Origin of the sequence: Calditerrivibrio sp., assembly GCA_026415135.1 — a bacterium.
Classification (GTDB): domain Bacteria; phylum Chrysiogenota; class Deferribacteres; order Deferribacterales; family Calditerrivibrionaceae; genus Calditerrivibrio.
The window spans coordinates 1-16,577 of record JAOAHS010000061.1; the positions used below are offsets into that span (position 1 = coordinate 1).

15 protein-coding genes are annotated in these 16,577 nt (G+C 37.3%); 14 read left to right on the forward strand and 1 reads right to left on the reverse strand.

All coding sequences use genetic code 11. The features are described 5' to 3' along the window. The 14 genes from N3C60_09675 to nifJ all read left to right on the forward strand — a co-directional run. On the forward strand, positions 1-927 hold a 927-nt coding region (locus N3C60_09675; GenBank protein ID MCX8085176.1), incomplete at its 5' end, for a nucleoside recognition family protein. Continuing rightward, positions 920-1,429 carry a hypothetical protein gene (locus N3C60_09680; protein ID MCX8085177.1) on the forward strand — a complete coding sequence of 170 codons (510 nt, stop codon included), beginning with the start codon at positions 920-922 and terminating at the stop codon, positions 1,427-1,429. The genes N3C60_09675 and N3C60_09680, both read left to right, overlap by 8 nt. 79 nt (positions 1,430-1,508) lie before the next feature. Continuing rightward, positions 1,509-2,813, forward strand: coding sequence for a phenylacetate--CoA ligase (locus tag N3C60_09685; protein ID MCX8085178.1), 1,305 nt, complete (start codon positions 1,509-1,511; stop codon positions 2,811-2,813). 8 nt (positions 2,814-2,821) lie between these two features. After that, on the forward strand, positions 2,822-3,253 hold the full coding sequence (locus tag N3C60_09690) for an ACT domain-containing protein (protein ID MCX8085179.1): 432 nt from the start codon (positions 2,822-2,824) through the stop codon (positions 3,251-3,253). A 9-nt stretch (positions 3,254-3,262) separates the two neighbouring features. Next, positions 3,263-4,378, forward strand: coding sequence for an ABC transporter substrate-binding protein (locus tag N3C60_09695; protein ID MCX8085180.1), 1,116 nt, complete (start codon positions 3,263-3,265; stop codon positions 4,376-4,378). A gap of 19 nt (positions 4,379-4,397) precedes the next feature. Then, positions 4,398-5,522, forward strand: coding sequence for an ABC transporter substrate-binding protein (locus N3C60_09700; protein MCX8085181.1), 1,125 nt, complete (start codon positions 4,398-4,400; stop codon positions 5,520-5,522). Further along, on the forward strand, positions 5,522-6,385 hold the full coding sequence (locus tag N3C60_09705) for a branched-chain amino acid ABC transporter permease (GenBank protein MCX8085182.1): 864 nt from the start codon (positions 5,522-5,524) through the stop codon (positions 6,383-6,385). The genes N3C60_09700 and N3C60_09705 overlap by 1 nt, the downstream gene beginning before the upstream one ends. Continuing rightward, positions 6,382-7,326, forward strand: a complete 945-nt coding sequence (locus N3C60_09710; protein ID MCX8085183.1) for a branched-chain amino acid ABC transporter permease — start codon at positions 6,382-6,384, stop codon at positions 7,324-7,326. Before N3C60_09705 ends, N3C60_09710 begins: the two co-directional genes overlap by 4 nt. After that, complete coding sequence (locus N3C60_09715) at positions 7,310-8,059, forward strand: ABC transporter ATP-binding protein (protein MCX8085184.1); 750 nt, start codon at positions 7,310-7,312, stop codon at positions 8,057-8,059. Before N3C60_09710 ends, N3C60_09715 begins: the two co-directional genes overlap by 17 nt. Next, on the forward strand, positions 8,052-8,774 hold the full coding sequence (locus tag N3C60_09720; protein ID MCX8085185.1) for an ABC transporter ATP-binding protein: 723 nt from the start codon (positions 8,052-8,054) through the stop codon (positions 8,772-8,774). Before N3C60_09715 ends, N3C60_09720 begins: the two co-directional genes overlap by 8 nt. A 1-nt stretch (position 8,775) precedes the next feature. After that, entirely contained in the window at positions 8,776-10,077 is a 1,302-nt protein-coding gene (locus tag N3C60_09725) for a phenylacetate--CoA ligase (protein MCX8085186.1), read from the forward strand. Beyond that, entirely contained in the window at positions 10,070-10,651 is a 582-nt protein-coding gene (locus N3C60_09730) for an HD domain-containing protein (GenBank protein ID MCX8085187.1), read from the forward strand. The genes N3C60_09725 and N3C60_09730 overlap by 8 nt, the downstream gene beginning before the upstream one ends. Next, on the forward strand, positions 10,620-11,147 hold the full coding sequence (locus N3C60_09735) for a hypothetical protein (protein MCX8085188.1): 528 nt from the start codon (positions 10,620-10,622) through the stop codon (positions 11,145-11,147). Before N3C60_09730 ends, N3C60_09735 begins: the two co-directional genes overlap by 32 nt. 112 nt (positions 11,148-11,259) lie before the next feature. Then, on the forward strand, positions 11,260-14,817 hold the full coding sequence (gene nifJ, locus N3C60_09740; GenBank protein ID MCX8085189.1) for a pyruvate:ferredoxin (flavodoxin) oxidoreductase: 3,558 nt from the start codon (positions 11,260-11,262) through the stop codon (positions 14,815-14,817). A gap of 25 nt (positions 14,818-14,842) precedes the next feature. On the opposite strand, the gene N3C60_09745 is transcribed toward nifJ, so the two are convergent. Further along, positions 14,843-16,561, reverse strand: a complete 1,719-nt coding sequence (locus tag N3C60_09745; GenBank protein ID MCX8085190.1) for a proline--tRNA ligase — start codon at positions 16,559-16,561, stop codon at positions 14,843-14,845. Between the last annotated feature and the right edge of the window lie 16 nt (positions 16,562-16,577).

Genomic DNA, 16,577 nt, shown 5'->3' on the forward strand with positions numbered 1-16,577 from the left:
CTTATTTTAAAATCTGGTAAGACTGCTGTGGATCTATGTCTTTATGTATTGTTACCTATTATGGTTATAATGATGGCTGTTATGAGGTTATTGGAGGAGAAAAGGGTTTTGGGGTTTGTTTCAGGATTGTTTTATCCAGTACTTAGGATTTTTGGTTTGCCTGGGCTTGGTATTTTTGCTGCGTTGCAGATACTTTTGGTGAGCTTTGCTGCGCCTATTGCTACCCTTACGATAATGGAAAAAGAGAGAATCTCTGAAAGGGAGATGGCTGCGTCCCTTGCGATGATTTTTTCTATGTCGCAGGCCAATGCTGTGTTTCCTTTGATTGTATATGGTTTGGATTTTAAGGTTATACTTTTTACATCTATTGTAGGCGGTGTTTTATCGGCATGTTTTACCTTTTATATTTTCGGTAGAAAACTTGAGTATAGCAATTCTGTTTACGATAGCATTACAAAGCTTAGTTCTGGTAGATCTATCTTGACTATTATGCTTGATGGTGGGTATGAGGCTGTGAATCTTATCTTAAAATCTATTCCACTTATAATGATTGCTATATTTGCGGTAAATATTTTAAAAGCTTATAATATTGTTAATCTTATAGAAACATTGTTTAAACCTATAGTTGGTTTTTTTGGTGTTAATCCGTCTGTTACCCTTCCTGTGGTGACAAAGTTTCTTGCTGGTGGGACTGCAATGATGGCTGTTTCTGTTGATCTTATAAAGTCTGGTATTATGACAGCCAAAGATTTGAATTTGATTGCAGGGTTTGTGATAAACCCTTTTGATATTGTGGGAGTCATGGTGTTATGTTCTGCTGGTGAGACAACAAGAAAAGTATTAAAACCAGCTGCTTTGGGAACTTGCATTGGGCTTTTGATTAAAGGGGTGTTGCATTATATCCTTATAAGGGTGTTTTATGGATGAAATAATCGAATTTTATCTGGACGCTGCAAATAGAATCATAAATGCTAAAAATGTAGATTTATCTAATATCAAAGGTAAAGGGTATTTCGAGTTTTCCAATGATGAGATGCTTAAAAAACTTTTAAGTAAAATATTTCAGATTGTTAGAACAAAAAAGATAACTTTTACGACGACATATAGATGTGATGATGACAAGTACAACAGGATCTTTAAGCTTGAAATAGAGCCTCTTATAGATGGGATGCTAAGATTAAGGCATGTTTTGGTATCCAAGACACCAAGACCTACTTTACTGGATTTTTCCAGAAGATCAGATTTGGTCTATAGAATGTGTGCTTGGTGCGATAAAATCTTTTATGTAGATAGATATATTGAGTTAGATGAAGCTGTGAATAATTTAAAGTTATTCGAACATAATTATCTTCCTATGTTTACCCATGGTATTTGCTCCGATTGTCATAAAAAACTCATGGACGAAATAGAAGAGTTGGCTAATAGTTAAGTGATTAGGTTAAATTATATTTGACTTTTTCCCGATTTTTCGTTAAGAATTATTAAATTTTTTTTAGTGGGGTTGCAATATGATATGGAATGAAGAGTTTGAAACATTGCCAAGGGAAGCCCTTGAGGCATTGCAGCTTAAAAGACTCAAAGCAACTCTTGAAAAAGTGTATGCCACTGTACCTTTTTATAGAAAAAAGTTTGATGAGGCTGGTTTTCATCCGGACAAGCTTAAGACATTGGAAGATATAAAATATATTCCCTTTACATACAAACAGGATCTTAGAGACAACTACCCTTTTGGGCTATTTGCAGTACCAAGAGAACAGGTAGTTAGAATCCATGCTTCAAGTGGGACAACAGGCAAGCCTACTGTGGTTGGTTATACAAAAAGGGATATATCCATGTGGGCTGAACTGATGGCACGGACATTTACCGCTGCTGGTGTCAAAAAAGGTGATATTCTTCAAAACGCCTATGGGTATGGACTTTTTACTGGTGGGCTTGGAGCCCATTATGGTGCTGAGCTTATTGGTGCGTCTGTTATCCCTATTTCTGGTGGTAACTCTAAGAGACAGGTGATGATAATGAAGGATTTTGGTGCCAATGCTATCTCCTGTACGCCATCTTATGCCCTTAATCTCTATGAGACTGCCATTGAGGAGGGGATAGATATAAAGGAGTTACCTCTAAGGGTGGGTATCTTTGGGGCAGAACCGTGGACTAATGAGATGAGAAAAGAGATAGAGGAGAAGTGGGGGATAGATGCTATTGATATATATGGTTTGAGTGAGGTCATAGGTCCGGGTGTTTCCTTTGAATGTATCGAGGCCAAAAACGGTATGCATATTAATGAAGATCATTTTTTGGTGGAGGTAATAGATCCTGATACTGAAAAGTCATTGCCTTACGGAGAGGTTGGAGAACTTGTTTTTACAAGTCTTACCAAAGAGGCTTTACCAATAATCAGATACAGGACAAGGGATATATCAAGGCTTATAAAAGAGCCATGTATTTGTGGTAGAACTTTTGTCAGAATGGAAAAAGTAACAGGTAGAACGGATGATATGCTTATTATTAGAGGTGTAAACTTATTCCCATCACAGATTGAGTCCATCCTCATAGAAACAAAAGGTGTATTGCCCCATTACCAGATTATTGTTGATAGGGTAAACAATCTTGATCAGCTTGAAGTGCTGGTAGAGGTGAGTGAGGAATTTTTCTCTGATGAGATCAAAGTATTACAGGGGTTGGGTGAAAGTATAGAGAAGAATATAAAGGATATCATCGGTATTACTTGTAAGGTTCGTTTGGTAGAACCGAAGACGCTGGAAAGAAGTGAGGGAAAAGCAAAGAGAGTTATAGATAAAAGAAAACTCAAATAGGGGGTTTTATGAAAATTACTCAGATTTCAGTATTCATAGAAAATAAGTCTGGTAGATTATATGAGATTTGTGATCTTTTAGGTAAAAACGATTTAAACATAAGGGCCCTTTCCCTTGCGGATACTTCTGACTTTGGTATTTTGAGGTTAATTATAAATGATCCTGAAAAGGCTTATACCCTTTTAAAGCAAAACGGTTTTACAGTTGGTAAAACTGAGGTGATTGCTGTTGAAGTGCCTGATGTGCCTGGTGGTCTTGCTTCCGTTCTTAAGATATTAAAGGATAATGATGTAAATGTGGAGTATATGTATGCTTTTGTTGAGAAGAGCACCGATTTTGCTGTTATGATTTTTAGGTTTGATGAGGTGGAGAAGGCTTTGGAAACATTAGAAAGCGCAGGTATAAAAACCTTAGAAGGCAACAAAATATATGGTATATAGGGGTATGATATGAAGAGACTTTTTGTGTTTTTGTTGTTACTTTTGTCGGTTTCTGCTTATGCTGAGTTGAAAATAGGGGCACTTTTGGCCCTTACTGGACCTGCTTCTATTCTGGGTTTGCCAGAAAAGCAGACTATTGAAATGCTTGTTCAGGAGATTAACAAAAAGGGTGGTATAGGTGGACAGAAGATTTCGATGGTGATTTACGATACACAGAGTATTGATGATGAAGCAAGAAAGAAGTTTCTAAGACTTGTTCAAAAGGATGAAGTGTCTGTTATTTTGGGGCCTACCACATCTGGGGAAACACTTGCCATCAAAGACTTAGCATCCCAATACAAAGTCCCAGTTATTAGTATGGCTTCCAGTGACAGGATTGTTGATCCTCTTAACAGATATGTTTTTAAAGTGGCGCCGTCTGATGATCATGCTGTCCAGAAAATTTATGAATATCTATCTGCAAATAAGAAAAATAAGGTGGCACTTTTAACTGTTCAAAATGGCTACGGTGATTCTGGTAGGGCTGCTCTACTTAAGGAAGCAAAAAATTTTGGCATTGAGGTTGTGGCTGATGAAAAGTATTCCGATAGCGATAAGGATATGACTTCTCAGCTATCCAAGATCGCTGCTAAAAAGCCGGATGCTGTTATCTGCTGGGGTGTGGGACCTGCTCCTGCTATTATAGCTAAAAATTTCAAACAGTTAAACATCAATGCCCAGCTTGTGATGAGTCATGGTGTGGCATCTGCTAAATTTATAGAGCTGGCTCAGGATGCAGCAAATGGTATAATACTGCCTGCTGGTAGGATGATCATAGCGGAGCAGTTGCCTGATAATGATAAATATAAATCACTACTTTTATCTTATATTAAAGATTTTGAAAGCGAATTCAAAACGCCGGTATCTACATTCGGTGGTCATGCCTATGATGCTATAAATATCATCTCTATGGCTCTTAGAAATTTTAAAAACACTGAAGATATAGTTAACAATATAGAGAATATAAAGGGATATGTTGGTACTTATGGAACATTCAATTTTTCCAATACCGACCACAACGGTCTATCAAGGGATGCTTTTGTTATGGTCAGGATTGAGAATAAGAAGTGGAAATTGATAAAATAAATATTTGTTGGGGTCTAGAATGAGAAGGTTAATATTAGTAGCTATTGTATTAGCTATTTTAAATACTGTAGTGTATGCTGAGATCAAGTTGGGGGCAATCTTTTCGATTACTGGTCCTGCATCATATTTAGGGTTACCTGAAAAACAAACACTTGAGATGCTGGTGGAAGATGTAAACAAAAAAGGTGGTATAAAGGGTGAAAAGATTGAGGTTATTATCTACGATGATAAAGGTGAGGACGCTGAAGCTAGGAAAAAATTTTTAAGACTTGTCCAAAATGATGGGGTGGTGGCAGTTATTGGACCAACAAGAACAGGGCCATCCCTTGCTATAAAAGATTTAGCCCAGAGCATGAAAATCCCTCTTATATCTGTAGCAGCAAGCAAGATGATTGTTTATCCCGTTCAGAAATATATTTTCAAAACTCCCCAATCCGATGAACATGCTGTAGAAAAAATATACGACTATCTTAAAAAACAGAATAAAAAGAAGGTTGCTATATTGACATCTCAGGATGGTTTTGGTGATACAGGAAGGACAGCTCTGTTGTCTGAAGCTAAAGCTTATGGCTTGGAAGTGGTTGCTGATGAGAGATTTAAAGATACTGACAAAGACATGACTTCTCAGCTTTCGAAGATAGCTTCTAAAAATCCTGATGCTATTATTTGCTGGGGTGTGGGGCCAGCTCCTGCGATAGTAGCTAAAAACTACAAGCAGCTCAATATTAGTGCACCACTTTTTATGTCTCACGGGGTTGCTTCTAAAAAGTTCATTGAATTAGCAGGTGCTGCAGCCGATGGTATTTACTTACCAGCTGGTAGATTAATTGTTGTTGACAAACTGCCAAATAATGATAAATTTAAACCTTTACTGATGGAGTATAAAAAGGAATTTGAGGCGAAATTTAACTCTCCAGTTTCCTCTTTTGGAGGGTATGCTTATGATGCTTTTATGATGTTTAAAATGGCTGTCGAAAAAGCTGGTAAGGATAAGGATAAAATAGCAGAAGCTCTTGAGAATATAAAGGGTTTTATGGGGACCACTGGTGTGTTCAATATGTCTAAGGATGATCATAACGGCTTAAATAAGGATTCTTTTCTGATGATAAAAATAGTAAATGGTGATTGGGAGATTGTGGAGTAATGCAGTTTTTATATTCAGGGTTGACCAGTGGAAGTATTTACGCTCTTGTTGCAATAGGTTTTAATATAATTTACAATACAACAGGGCTTATAAACTTTGCCCAAGGTGAATTTGTGGTATTGGGTGGTATGCTTATGTATACCACCCTTTCCCTTATTGGTTTACATCCTGTATATGCCTTTGTAATCACTTTTGTATCTATGTTTGTTTTGGGTTTGGTTTTTGAAAGGTTTTTTTTAAGGTATGTCAGACTTAAAACTGAGACCAATCTTATCACTGTGACGATAGCTTTATCCATTATTTTACGTGGTTTTGCTATGATTATTTGGGGAAGGGATTCTCTGGCAGTTCCATCCTATGTTGAGGAGAAAACGATCCCAATGTTGGGAGGTAGTATTACTTCCCAAAGTATTTTGGTGATAATGGTATGTTTTGCTGCTGCTATTTTATTATCTAGTTTTTTTAAGTACACCAAATATGGTAAAGCGTTTAGGGCCTGTTATGATGACCAGATGGCTGCAACGATATGTGGTATAAATGTGAATATGATTAGGATGCTTTCTTTTGCTATAGCTGGTTTTTTGGGTGCTTTGGCTGGTGCTATTATAGCTCCGATTACATTTGTTACATACACTGATGGTGTTATGGCTGGTTTAAAGGGGTTTGCTGCTGCTATCATTGGTGGACTTGGTAGTTTTTGGGGTGGACTTTTTGGAGGTTTTGTTCTTGGTATTATAGAAGCATTTTTTGCGTTTACATTACCATCAGGTTTTAAAGATGCTTTTGCTTTTATTATACTGCTTTTGATACTTTTTGTTAAACCATCAGGATTTTTTGGTAAGAAAAAGGCTGTGAGAATATGAAAAAAATAAATTTTTATTATCTAATATTTATAGTGGTATTTTTGTCTATATTTTACTTTAGTGTAGAAAATCAGTTTTACAAAAGCATACTTATATACATAATGATCAATGCTATAAATGCTTCATTACTAAATATACTCTTTGGTTACACCGGTGTTATCTCTTTGGGACAGGCTGCTTTTTTTGGTATCGGTGCTTATACTTCAGGTATTTTGACTGTACATTACGGATTTGATCCCATGTTGACGATCCTATTGGGTATTGTTTTTTCTGTAATTGTGGCGTTCTTGGTGGGGTATCCTACATTGAAGCTACATGGACACTATTTGGCGATGGCAACATTGGGCTTTGGGATGATCTTTTATATACTTTTTAATGAGTTTACAAATCTGACTGGAGGTCCTTCTGGGCTTGTAGGGATACCGAAACTGAGTTTGTTTGGAGTTGTTTTGGATAATGAAAGTAAGTTTTTTGTGTTTATGGCGATCTATTTTGTGATTTTTTCTATTTTGTTAGAATTGTTTGATAAATCTTATTATTCATATAAGCTTAAGTTCATAAAGGAATCTGAGTTTGCCTCAAAGTCGTTTGGGATAAATGTGGCAAAGACAAAGATATCTGTATTTGTATTTGTGGCTGGATTAACCTCTATTACCGGGAGTCTTTTTGCATTCTACTCAGGTTTTATAAGCCCAGTATCTTTTAACCTTAAGTATTCCATCGATATATTTGTTATGGCTACTGTGGGTGGTTTGGGTAGTATTGTTGGTGGTACTTTGGGGGCTTCTTTATTAACACTTTTTCCTGAGTTGATTTCGACTTTTGAAGATTATGAGATGGTGGTTTATGGAACATTGCTTTTAATCGTAGTGATGTTTTTCCCGCAGGGGTTAGCTGGAATATTTAAAAAGGTGTTTGGTAACTATGTTAAAAGTAGATAATATATCAATAAGTTTTGGAGGGTTAAAGGCTTTAAGTAATGTTTCTTTCTCTATTTCTAATGGGATAAATGCTTTAATTGGACCAAACGGGGCTGGAAAGACCACACTTTTTAATGTTGTATCTGGATTTCTTGTACCTACCGAGGGTAAAATTTTTTTTAAAGGTGAAGATATCACAGGACAACCACCATATAAAATATTTTCATTAGGTATATCAAGAACCTTTCAGAATTTAAACCTCATCAAAGAGGCAACATTGAGGGAAAACCTCTATCTCGGTATTCTTGAGAAGGAAAAGCCATCACTTTTAAAAGATATGATGAGGTTGAACAAATCTTTTTGGAAAAGAATAGATGAAAAGATCGATGAAGTAATGGAACTCACTGGTGTAAAATCCTGGCAGCATCTTAAGCCTGAATCAGCTCCTTATGGGGTTTTGAAAAATTTTGAGTTGGCAAGAGCCCTTGTCTCTAATCCCATATTGTTATTGCTTGATGAGCCTGCTGCTGGTCTTAATAATACTGAAAAGGAGAGTCTGGGAGTTTTACTCGAAAAGATAGCCCAAACAGGTATCGATATCCTGATGGTGGAGCACGATATGACTTTTGTTTCGAGTCTTGCTAAGTATGTTGTTTGTCTAAATTTTGGTAAAGTGATTGCAATGGGTAGTTACCTTGAGATAAGGCAAAACGATGAGGTAATTAGGGCTTATTTGGGGGATCTGGATGCTTAAGGTTACATCTTTGACGGTTAATTATGGGTCTATTAATGCCTTAAGAAATGTGTCTGTTCATATAAGAAAGGGTGAGTTTGTTGCTTTGATAGGTTCTAATGGTGCTGGTAAGACTACTTTGTTAAACTCCATATTTGGTCTCATACCATCGGAAGGGGAGATTGTTTTCAAAGATAAAAATCTGAAAGATATCCCAGCAAATAGAAGGAACTCTTTGGGATTGGCTCTTGTGCCAGAAGGTAGAAGGATCTTTCCTAATATGACTGTTCTTGAGAATCTTGAGTTGGGTGGATATAATTTAAAGAAAAGAGATATATCTAAAAAAATAGAAGAGCTTGTGGTGCTTTTTCCTGTGCTCAAGGAGAGGTTTAGGCAGCTTGCGGGAATGTTGTCAGGTGGAGAACAGCAGATGTTAGCTATTTCGAGGGCGCTCATGTCAAATCCTGAGCTTTTGTTGATGGATGAACCTTCTATGGGGCTTGCGCCTTTAGTTGTAAAAGAGGTATATGAAAAGTTGTCTTTGCTCAAAAAGAACGGTCTTACTATTTTCTTAGTGGAGCAAAATGCTGTGGCTGCTTTAAAATATGCTGATAGGGGTTATGTATTAGAAAATGGTAGAATTGTGCTGCAGGGTAAGAGTAGTGAATTAGTATCTGACAATGAAATAAAAAGAGCATACTTGGGCAAAGAGTACAGAGAGAAATGGGAGAGATAAAATGAATTTTTGGCAGAAAGAGGAAGAAACCTTAGAATTGTCAGAAATGAGGCAATTACAGCTTGAGAGGCTACAGGCTGTCCTTAACAGGGCCTATGAGAATGTTTCTTTTTACAAAAGGAAGTTTAAAGAGTGTGGAGTGGACCCTGATAGTTTGAAAAGGCTTGAAGATATTGCTAAATTCCCATTTACCTATAAAGATGACCTTAGGGACAATTACCCATATGGGATGTTTGCAGTACCTCTTAGGGATATAGTAAGGATCCATTCCTCAAGTGGTACTACTGGTAAACCGACAGTTGTGGGTTATACCAGAAATGATTTGGAAAACTGGAAAGATTTAGTTGCAAGGATTATGGTGGCTGGTGGAGTTACCGCTAATGATATAGTTCATATCGCTTTTACCTATGGCTTATTTACTGGTGGTTTTGGACTTCATTATGCTGCTGAGCATATAGGTGCCAGTGTTATTCCTGTTTCCAGTGGTAATACCAAACGACAGATATTGATTATGCAGGACTATAGAAGCTCTGTATTGGTTTGTACTCCATCGTACGCCCTTCATATAGCTGAAACACTTGAAAAGTTGAACCTTACTAAAAACGATATTCATCTAAAGTTTGCTCTACTTGGTAGTGAACCGTGGGGTGAAAAGGTTAGGGAAGAGGTGGAGAGGCGATTAGGAGTGATAGCTACTGACAATTATGGTTTATCTGAAGTTATGGGGCCTGGTGTATCTGGAGAGTGTTTGTACAAGAATGGGTTACATATTAATGAGGATCATTTTTTTGTTGAGGTGATTGATCCTGACACAGGTGAGTCTTTGCCTGAAGGTGAAAAAGGTGAGCTTGTGATCACTACGTTAACGAGGGAGGCTATGCCTCTGATCAGGTATCGAACAAGGGATATAACCCGGTTATACAGAGATAATTGCCCCTGTGGTAGGACTTTGATAAAAATGGAGAAGCCGTCAGGTAGAACGGATGACATGGTTATTGTAAATGGTGTTAATATCTTCCCATCTCAGGTGGAAGAGGTTTTAAAAGAGTTTGACCAAACAACTCCCCATTATATGATCTTCCTTAAAAAGAAGGGAAGGCTCGATATGATGGAGCTTGATATAGAGATGACCGAAACGCTATTTTTTGATGAGATGAAAAAACAAAAAGAGATTTTGGAGCAGCTCACCGAAAGGATGTTTAACGTGTTGGGTATAAAGCCAAAGATAAAGTTTGTGGAACCAAAGAGTATTGAACGTTTTGAAGGTAAAGCAAAAAGGGTGATAGATTTAAGAAATGAGTGATATAGATAGAGTAGTGAATTTCTTTTTTGAGGTGGGTATTCTTCAGCATGTCAGAAGAAGTGGCAACGTCTTTTTGGGATCTGGTGAGCAAACGGTAGCTTCCCATATCTTCAGAACTGTTTTGATAGGTTATACGATGGCAAAGATGGCCTCTGCTGATCCCTTGAAGGTTATACTTATGACTTTATTTCATGACGTTGAAGAAACCAGAACAGGGGATCTCAATTATCTTCAACAGATGTATGTTAAGTCAGATGATGAGCGAGCATTAAAAGATCTCTTGGATGGTTTGCCTATGAGTGATGAGGTTTACAGTATTATTAAGGAGTACTCGGCTGCTGAGACGTTGGAGGCAAAACTTGCAAAGGATGCGGATACGCTGGAGCTTATTCTGTTTTTAAAGGAGCAGATGGATAAAGGAAACAAACAAGCGGAAAACTGGATAAGTGCTGCTAAAAAAAGGCTTATAACTACTTTGGCAAAAGAGCTTGCTATTTCAATAGAAAAAACAAACTACTATGATTGGTGGTATGGAATAAGAAATGACTGGGAAAATGGCACTAAAAAGTGGTGATCAAAAATATCCCGGTCTGATAGAAACTTTCTTTTGTTGTTTGAGTCTTATATTTTTTTCTGAAAAAGCTTTATTTAGAATATATGTGGATGATAGGCTTAAATTTAATCTTGTGACCATTTTTCTTTTTACCCTTCTTATACCTTATAAATCATTGGACTCTGAGCTATTGTATGACTTTGATAAGATTGTGTACGGTGTATTTTTGACACTCTTTTACCTCTTATTCCTTTATATACTGATGCCCAGAAGGAGTATCCCATTTTTAAAATTTTTAAAGCTTTTTGTAGCAATAGAGGTGATGAATATCTTTGCTCCTATAAGTTTTTTGTTTGACAAAGATACCGTTTTATATTTTGGAGCTATTATGGTATCTTGGTATTTAGCTGTTTCAGTATTCATTTACAGCAAGATCAGCGGTTTGAAGTATTTTTGGAGTTGTTTGGTGGTTTTGTCTTCTTTTCTGATATCTAATTTTCTGATGAATATTACGTAATTTTTTTTAAAATATATTTTGGTTGACTTGTTTAAGTTAATCATATAAAATTTGTACTGTATATTCAAAATAAAGAAAATAAAGTGTGGCTTAACATAAAGAAGGAGGCAACATGAAAAGAAAGTTTGTTCAGATCGATGGCAACACCGCAGCTGCATATGTGGCTCATGCAACAAATGAGGTTATAGCAATCTATCCAATTACCCCTTCATCAGTAATGGGAGAACTTGCTGATGAGAAATCAGCAAAAGGTGAAACAAATATATGGGGTACGGTTCCTAAGGTAGTGGAAATGCAATCTGAAGGTGGTGCTGCGGGTGCTGTTCATGGTGCACTTGCATCTGGTGCTTTGACGACGACTTTTACTGCTTCTCAAGGGCTTTTGTTGATGATCCCTAATATGTTTAAAATAGCTGGTGAGCTTACTCCTACAGTTTTTCATGTTAGTGCTAGGGCTGTAGCTACCCATGCTCTTTCTATATTTGGAGATCATTCTGATGTTATGGCTTGTAGACAGACAGGCTGGGCTATGATTTGTTCTAATAATCCTCAAGAGGTTATGGATTTTGCCCTCATTGCTCAGGCTGCTACCCTTGAATCAAGAGTTCCTTTTTTACATTTCTTTGATGGTTTCAGAACATCCCATGAAATAAGAACTACTGAGGAACTTACTTTCGATGATATGAGAGCAATGCTGAGTGATGAGCTCATTTCTGCCCATAGAAGGAGGGCATTAACCCCTGATAACCCAACTATTAAAGGTACTGCTCAAAACCCTGATGTGTTTTTCCAAAGTAAAGAGGCCTCAAATAAGTATTATGAAAAAGTTCCTGCCATTACCAAAAAATATATGGATAAATTTTTTGAGATTACTGGTAGGAGATACGATTTAGTGGAATATTTCGGAGATCCTAATGCTGAAAAAGTGATTGTTCTTATGGGTTCTGGTTCTGATGTGGCAAGAGAAACAGTAGAATATCTGAACAGTCTTGGTGAGAAAGTAGGGGTTGTAGTAGTAAGACTTTATAGGCCTTTCCCCCTTGAATCATTTATAAATGCGTTACCTAAAACTGCTCTCAAGATAGCAGTACTTGATAGGACAAAGGAGCCTGGTGCTCTTGGAGAACCGTTGTATCTTGATGTAAGGACAGCTATTGGCGAGGCTATGCAGAGGAAGATGGTAACGTTTACTAAGTATCCATTAATCATCGGTGGTAGATATGGTCTCGGTTCTAAGGACTTCACCCCTGCTATGGTAAAGGCTGTGTTTGATAATCTAGATGCTAATGAGCCTATCAATGGTTTTACTGTAGGTATAGAAGACGATGTTACATTCAAGAGCTTAAAGTATGATAAGAATTGGGTAGTACCTCAGGATGATGTTTTCAATGGGATGTTTTATGGTCTTGGTGCTGATGGTACTGTTGGAGCTAATAAAAACTCTGCAAAGATCATCGGTGATCTTACTGATAATAATGTTCAGGCTTACTTTGTCTATGACTCAAAAAAGTCTGGTTCTATGACCATATCCCATGTTCGTTTTGGTAAGAGAGAGATAAGAAGCTCTTATCTTATCCAGAAAGCTGATTTTATAGGTTGCCACAAGTTTTCATTCTTGGAGCTTTATGACATCCTTAAGCCTTTGAAAAAAGGTGGGGTATTTCTGTTGAATGCGCCATTCTCTAAGGATGAGGTTTGGGATAAGCTACCTGTAGAGGTTCAGCAGGAGATCATAGATAAAGAGGTTAAATTTTATGTAATTAATGCTGATAAGATAGCTGAAGAGATTGGGTTGGGTGGTAGAACCAACACAATTCTACAAACTGCTTTCTTTAAGATCTCAAATATTATCCCATTTGACAAGGCTGTGGAAGCTATAAAAGATGCAATTAAGAAGACCTATGGCAGATATGGTGATAAAGTGGTAAATATGAATATAGCTGCTGTTGATGCAGGTATTAACGAACTTTACGAGGTTAACTATCCAAAGACTGCAACCAGCTCTGTCAAGATGCATAAGTACATCACTGATCCTACAGCACCAGAGATAGTTAGAAAGGCAATAAGTAAAATGGTTGCCTTTGAGGGGGATGATGTGCCTGTATCCTGGTTACCTGATGATGGTGTTTATCCAACAGGTACAAGCAAATATGAGAAAAGAAATATTGCTTTATCTGTTCCTGAGTGGGATCCGGAGATCTGTATCCAGTGTGGGATATGTTCTTTTGTATGTCCCCATGCAACCATAAGAATGAAGATCTATGACCCATCAGTTTTAAAGGATGCACCAGCTACTTTTAAGTCTGCTGATGCAAGGGGTAAAGAATTTGCAGGTATGAAGTGTACAATTCAGGTGGCCGTGGAGGATTGTACCGGTTGTGCTGCATGCGTTTATAATTGTCCTGCTAAAAGTAAAGCTGATCCAACAAGAAAAGCCATCAATATGGTACCTCAATTTCCATTAAGGGAGCAGGAGAGAAAGAATTTTGACTTTTTCTTGTCAATACCAGAATTGGATATCAAAAAATACGATAAGGCCAACTTAAAGGGTAGTCAGCTTGCTCCCCATATGTTTGAGTTTTCTGGTGCATGTGCAGGGTGTGGCGAGACACCATACATTAAGTTATTATGTCAACTTTTTGGTGATAGACTTTATATAGCTAATGCAACAGGTTGTTCGTCAATTTATGGTGGTAACTTGCCTACAACACCTTATACACCAAGATACGATGGTAGAGGTCCAACATGGGCTAATTCTCTGTTTGAAGATAATGCAGAGTTTGGTTATGGTATGAGACTTGCTGTCGATAAATTTAATGAGATAGCTAAAGAATACCTTGTGGCACTGAAAGATAAAATTGGTGCTTCGTTGGTAGATGAGATTTTGAGTGCTCCCCAGACAAATCAGGTTGAAATAGAGGAGCAAAGGGAAAGAGTTGCCAAACTTAGAGATATTTTAAAGGGTATAAACACAGCGGAAGCCAGGAGACTTGAAGATGTAGCTGATTATCTTGTTAAGAAATCTGTGTGGATAGTTGGTGGTGATGGTTGGGCGTATGATATCGGTTATGGTGGGTTAGATCATGTTATTGCTCAGTCTCAAAATGTAAACCTTCTGGTGCTTGATACCGAGGTTTACTCTAATACAGGTGGACAGGCATCCAAAGCTACTACTACTGGATCATTTGCTAAGTTTGCCTTCGCTGGTAAGGAAGGTGAGAAAAAAGATCTTGGCATGATTGCAATGACTTATGGCAATGTATATGTTGCTAAAGTAGCTCTTTCTAATCCAACCCAGTGTATTAAAGCCTTTTTAGAGGCTGAGGCTTATGATGGTCCGTCAATAATCATTGCGTACTCCCATTGTATAGCACATGGTATCGATATGTCAAAAGGTGTGGATCATCAGAAGATGGCTGTACAGTCAGGATATTGGCATCTGTATAGGTTTAATCCTGCTTTGGCTGCTGAAGGTAAAAATCCGCTCATAATAGACAGCAAAGAACCTACTATGAGTGTCGAAGAGTATATGAAAACTGAAACAAGATTTAAAACGATCATGCAAAACTTTCCTGAAAGGGCGAAAGAGCTTACTGACTTTGCAAACAAAGCAGCTAAAAGAAGATATAGTATCTACAAACAGTTATCAGAGATAAAGTGTAATGAATAATAAAAAGGGGCTTACGCCCCTTTTTTTATATCTTGTTATTATATAGATCTTCTCTAATTCTTAGTATTTCACTTAGGGCATCGTCTTTTTTGCAGATTATCTTCTCTCCGGTCTTTCTTATAACGATCTCCACTTCACCTCTTTCCAAAGTCTTTTTCCCTATGTTTACCCTGATTGGGTAACCTATAAGGTCAGCATCGTTAAATTTTACACCAGCCCTTTCATCTCTATCGTCCAGTAGCACTTCAACATTTTTCTTGTTTAATTTTAGGTATAATGTTTCAGCAAGGTTGATAACATCTTCGTCGTCACTGTTAAGAGGTAGAATAACTACTTCAAAGGGAGCTATTTGTATTGGCCATATAATCCCTTTTTCATCATGGTTTTGTTCTATGGCAGCAGCTGCTGTTCTTCCTACACCTATACCGTAACATCCCATTACCATGTATTGTTGTTTACCTTCTTTATCTAAAAAAATAGCGTTCATACTTTTGGAGTACTTTGTGCCAAGTTTGAAGATGTGGCCAACTTCTATACCCTTCGTTATGATATAAGTCCCTCCACATTTGGGGCATTTATCCCCAGGTTTGGCGTTTATAAAATCTGAATAAGCAAACACTTCAAAATCCCTACCATGGTTTACATTTATTATATGGATATCCTTTTCATTACCACCTACAATATAGTTTTTGAGTTTTTTTACTGCGTTGTCCATTAGTATCTTGATTTTTATACCTAATGGGCCAGAATAGCCTAAAGGACCACCTGTATGTTGGATAATTTCATCCGCAGAAGCAAACTCTACATAGGGAGCGTTGAGGAAATTTTTGACTTTTGCAAGGTTCAGTTCGTGATCACCCCTTATCATTACTGCAACTATCTCATCAGGTGTTCTTAATATCATTGTTTTTACAACCTTTTTGGAGGAAACATTTAAAAATCTAGCTACATCTTCAACTGTTTTCATGTTTTTGGTTTCAACTTTTATTTTTTCTTTTTCACTTTCCATCTCCTGTTGGAAGGTATCAAGAACTGGTGCTTTTTCTACGTTTGCTGCGTAATCGCATGAGTTACAGCTTATAACAAAGTCTTCTCCGGTGTCAGCTGTTACCATAAATTCATGGGAAAAGTTCCCGCCTATTGCCCCAGAATCAGCTTCTACTACTTTATATTTTAGACCACATGATTCAAAGATTTTGCAATAGGCATCATGCATAATTCGATAGCTTTTTTCTGCATCCTCATCGCTAACATCAAAGGAGTAGGCATCCTTCATTATGAATTCTCTACCTCTCATCAAACCAAATCTTGGTCTTATCTCGTCTCTAAATTTTGTTTGGATCTGGTAAAGGTTGACTGGCAGATCTTTGTAAGATTTTATCTCATTTCTCACAATATCGGTAACCACCTCTTCATGGGTGGGCCCCATACAAAAATCCCTATCATGTCTATCTTTAAACCTTAGAAGTTCTTTTCCATATACATTCCATCGTCCACTTTCTTTCCAGAGCTCTGCTGGAAGCACTGCTGGCATAAGGATCTCTATTGCTCCAGCCTCATTCATATGCTTTCTTATTATATTTTCTATCTTTCTTATAACTCTAAGTCCCATGGGTAAGTAATTATAGATACCAGCGGCAACTTTTCTTATCATGCCAGCTCTTAGCATGAGTCTATGGCTTATTACTTCTGCATCAGCTGGGTTTTCTCTAAGTGTTGGGACGAAATAATTTGAAAGCCGCATATTCACCTCTGATTTG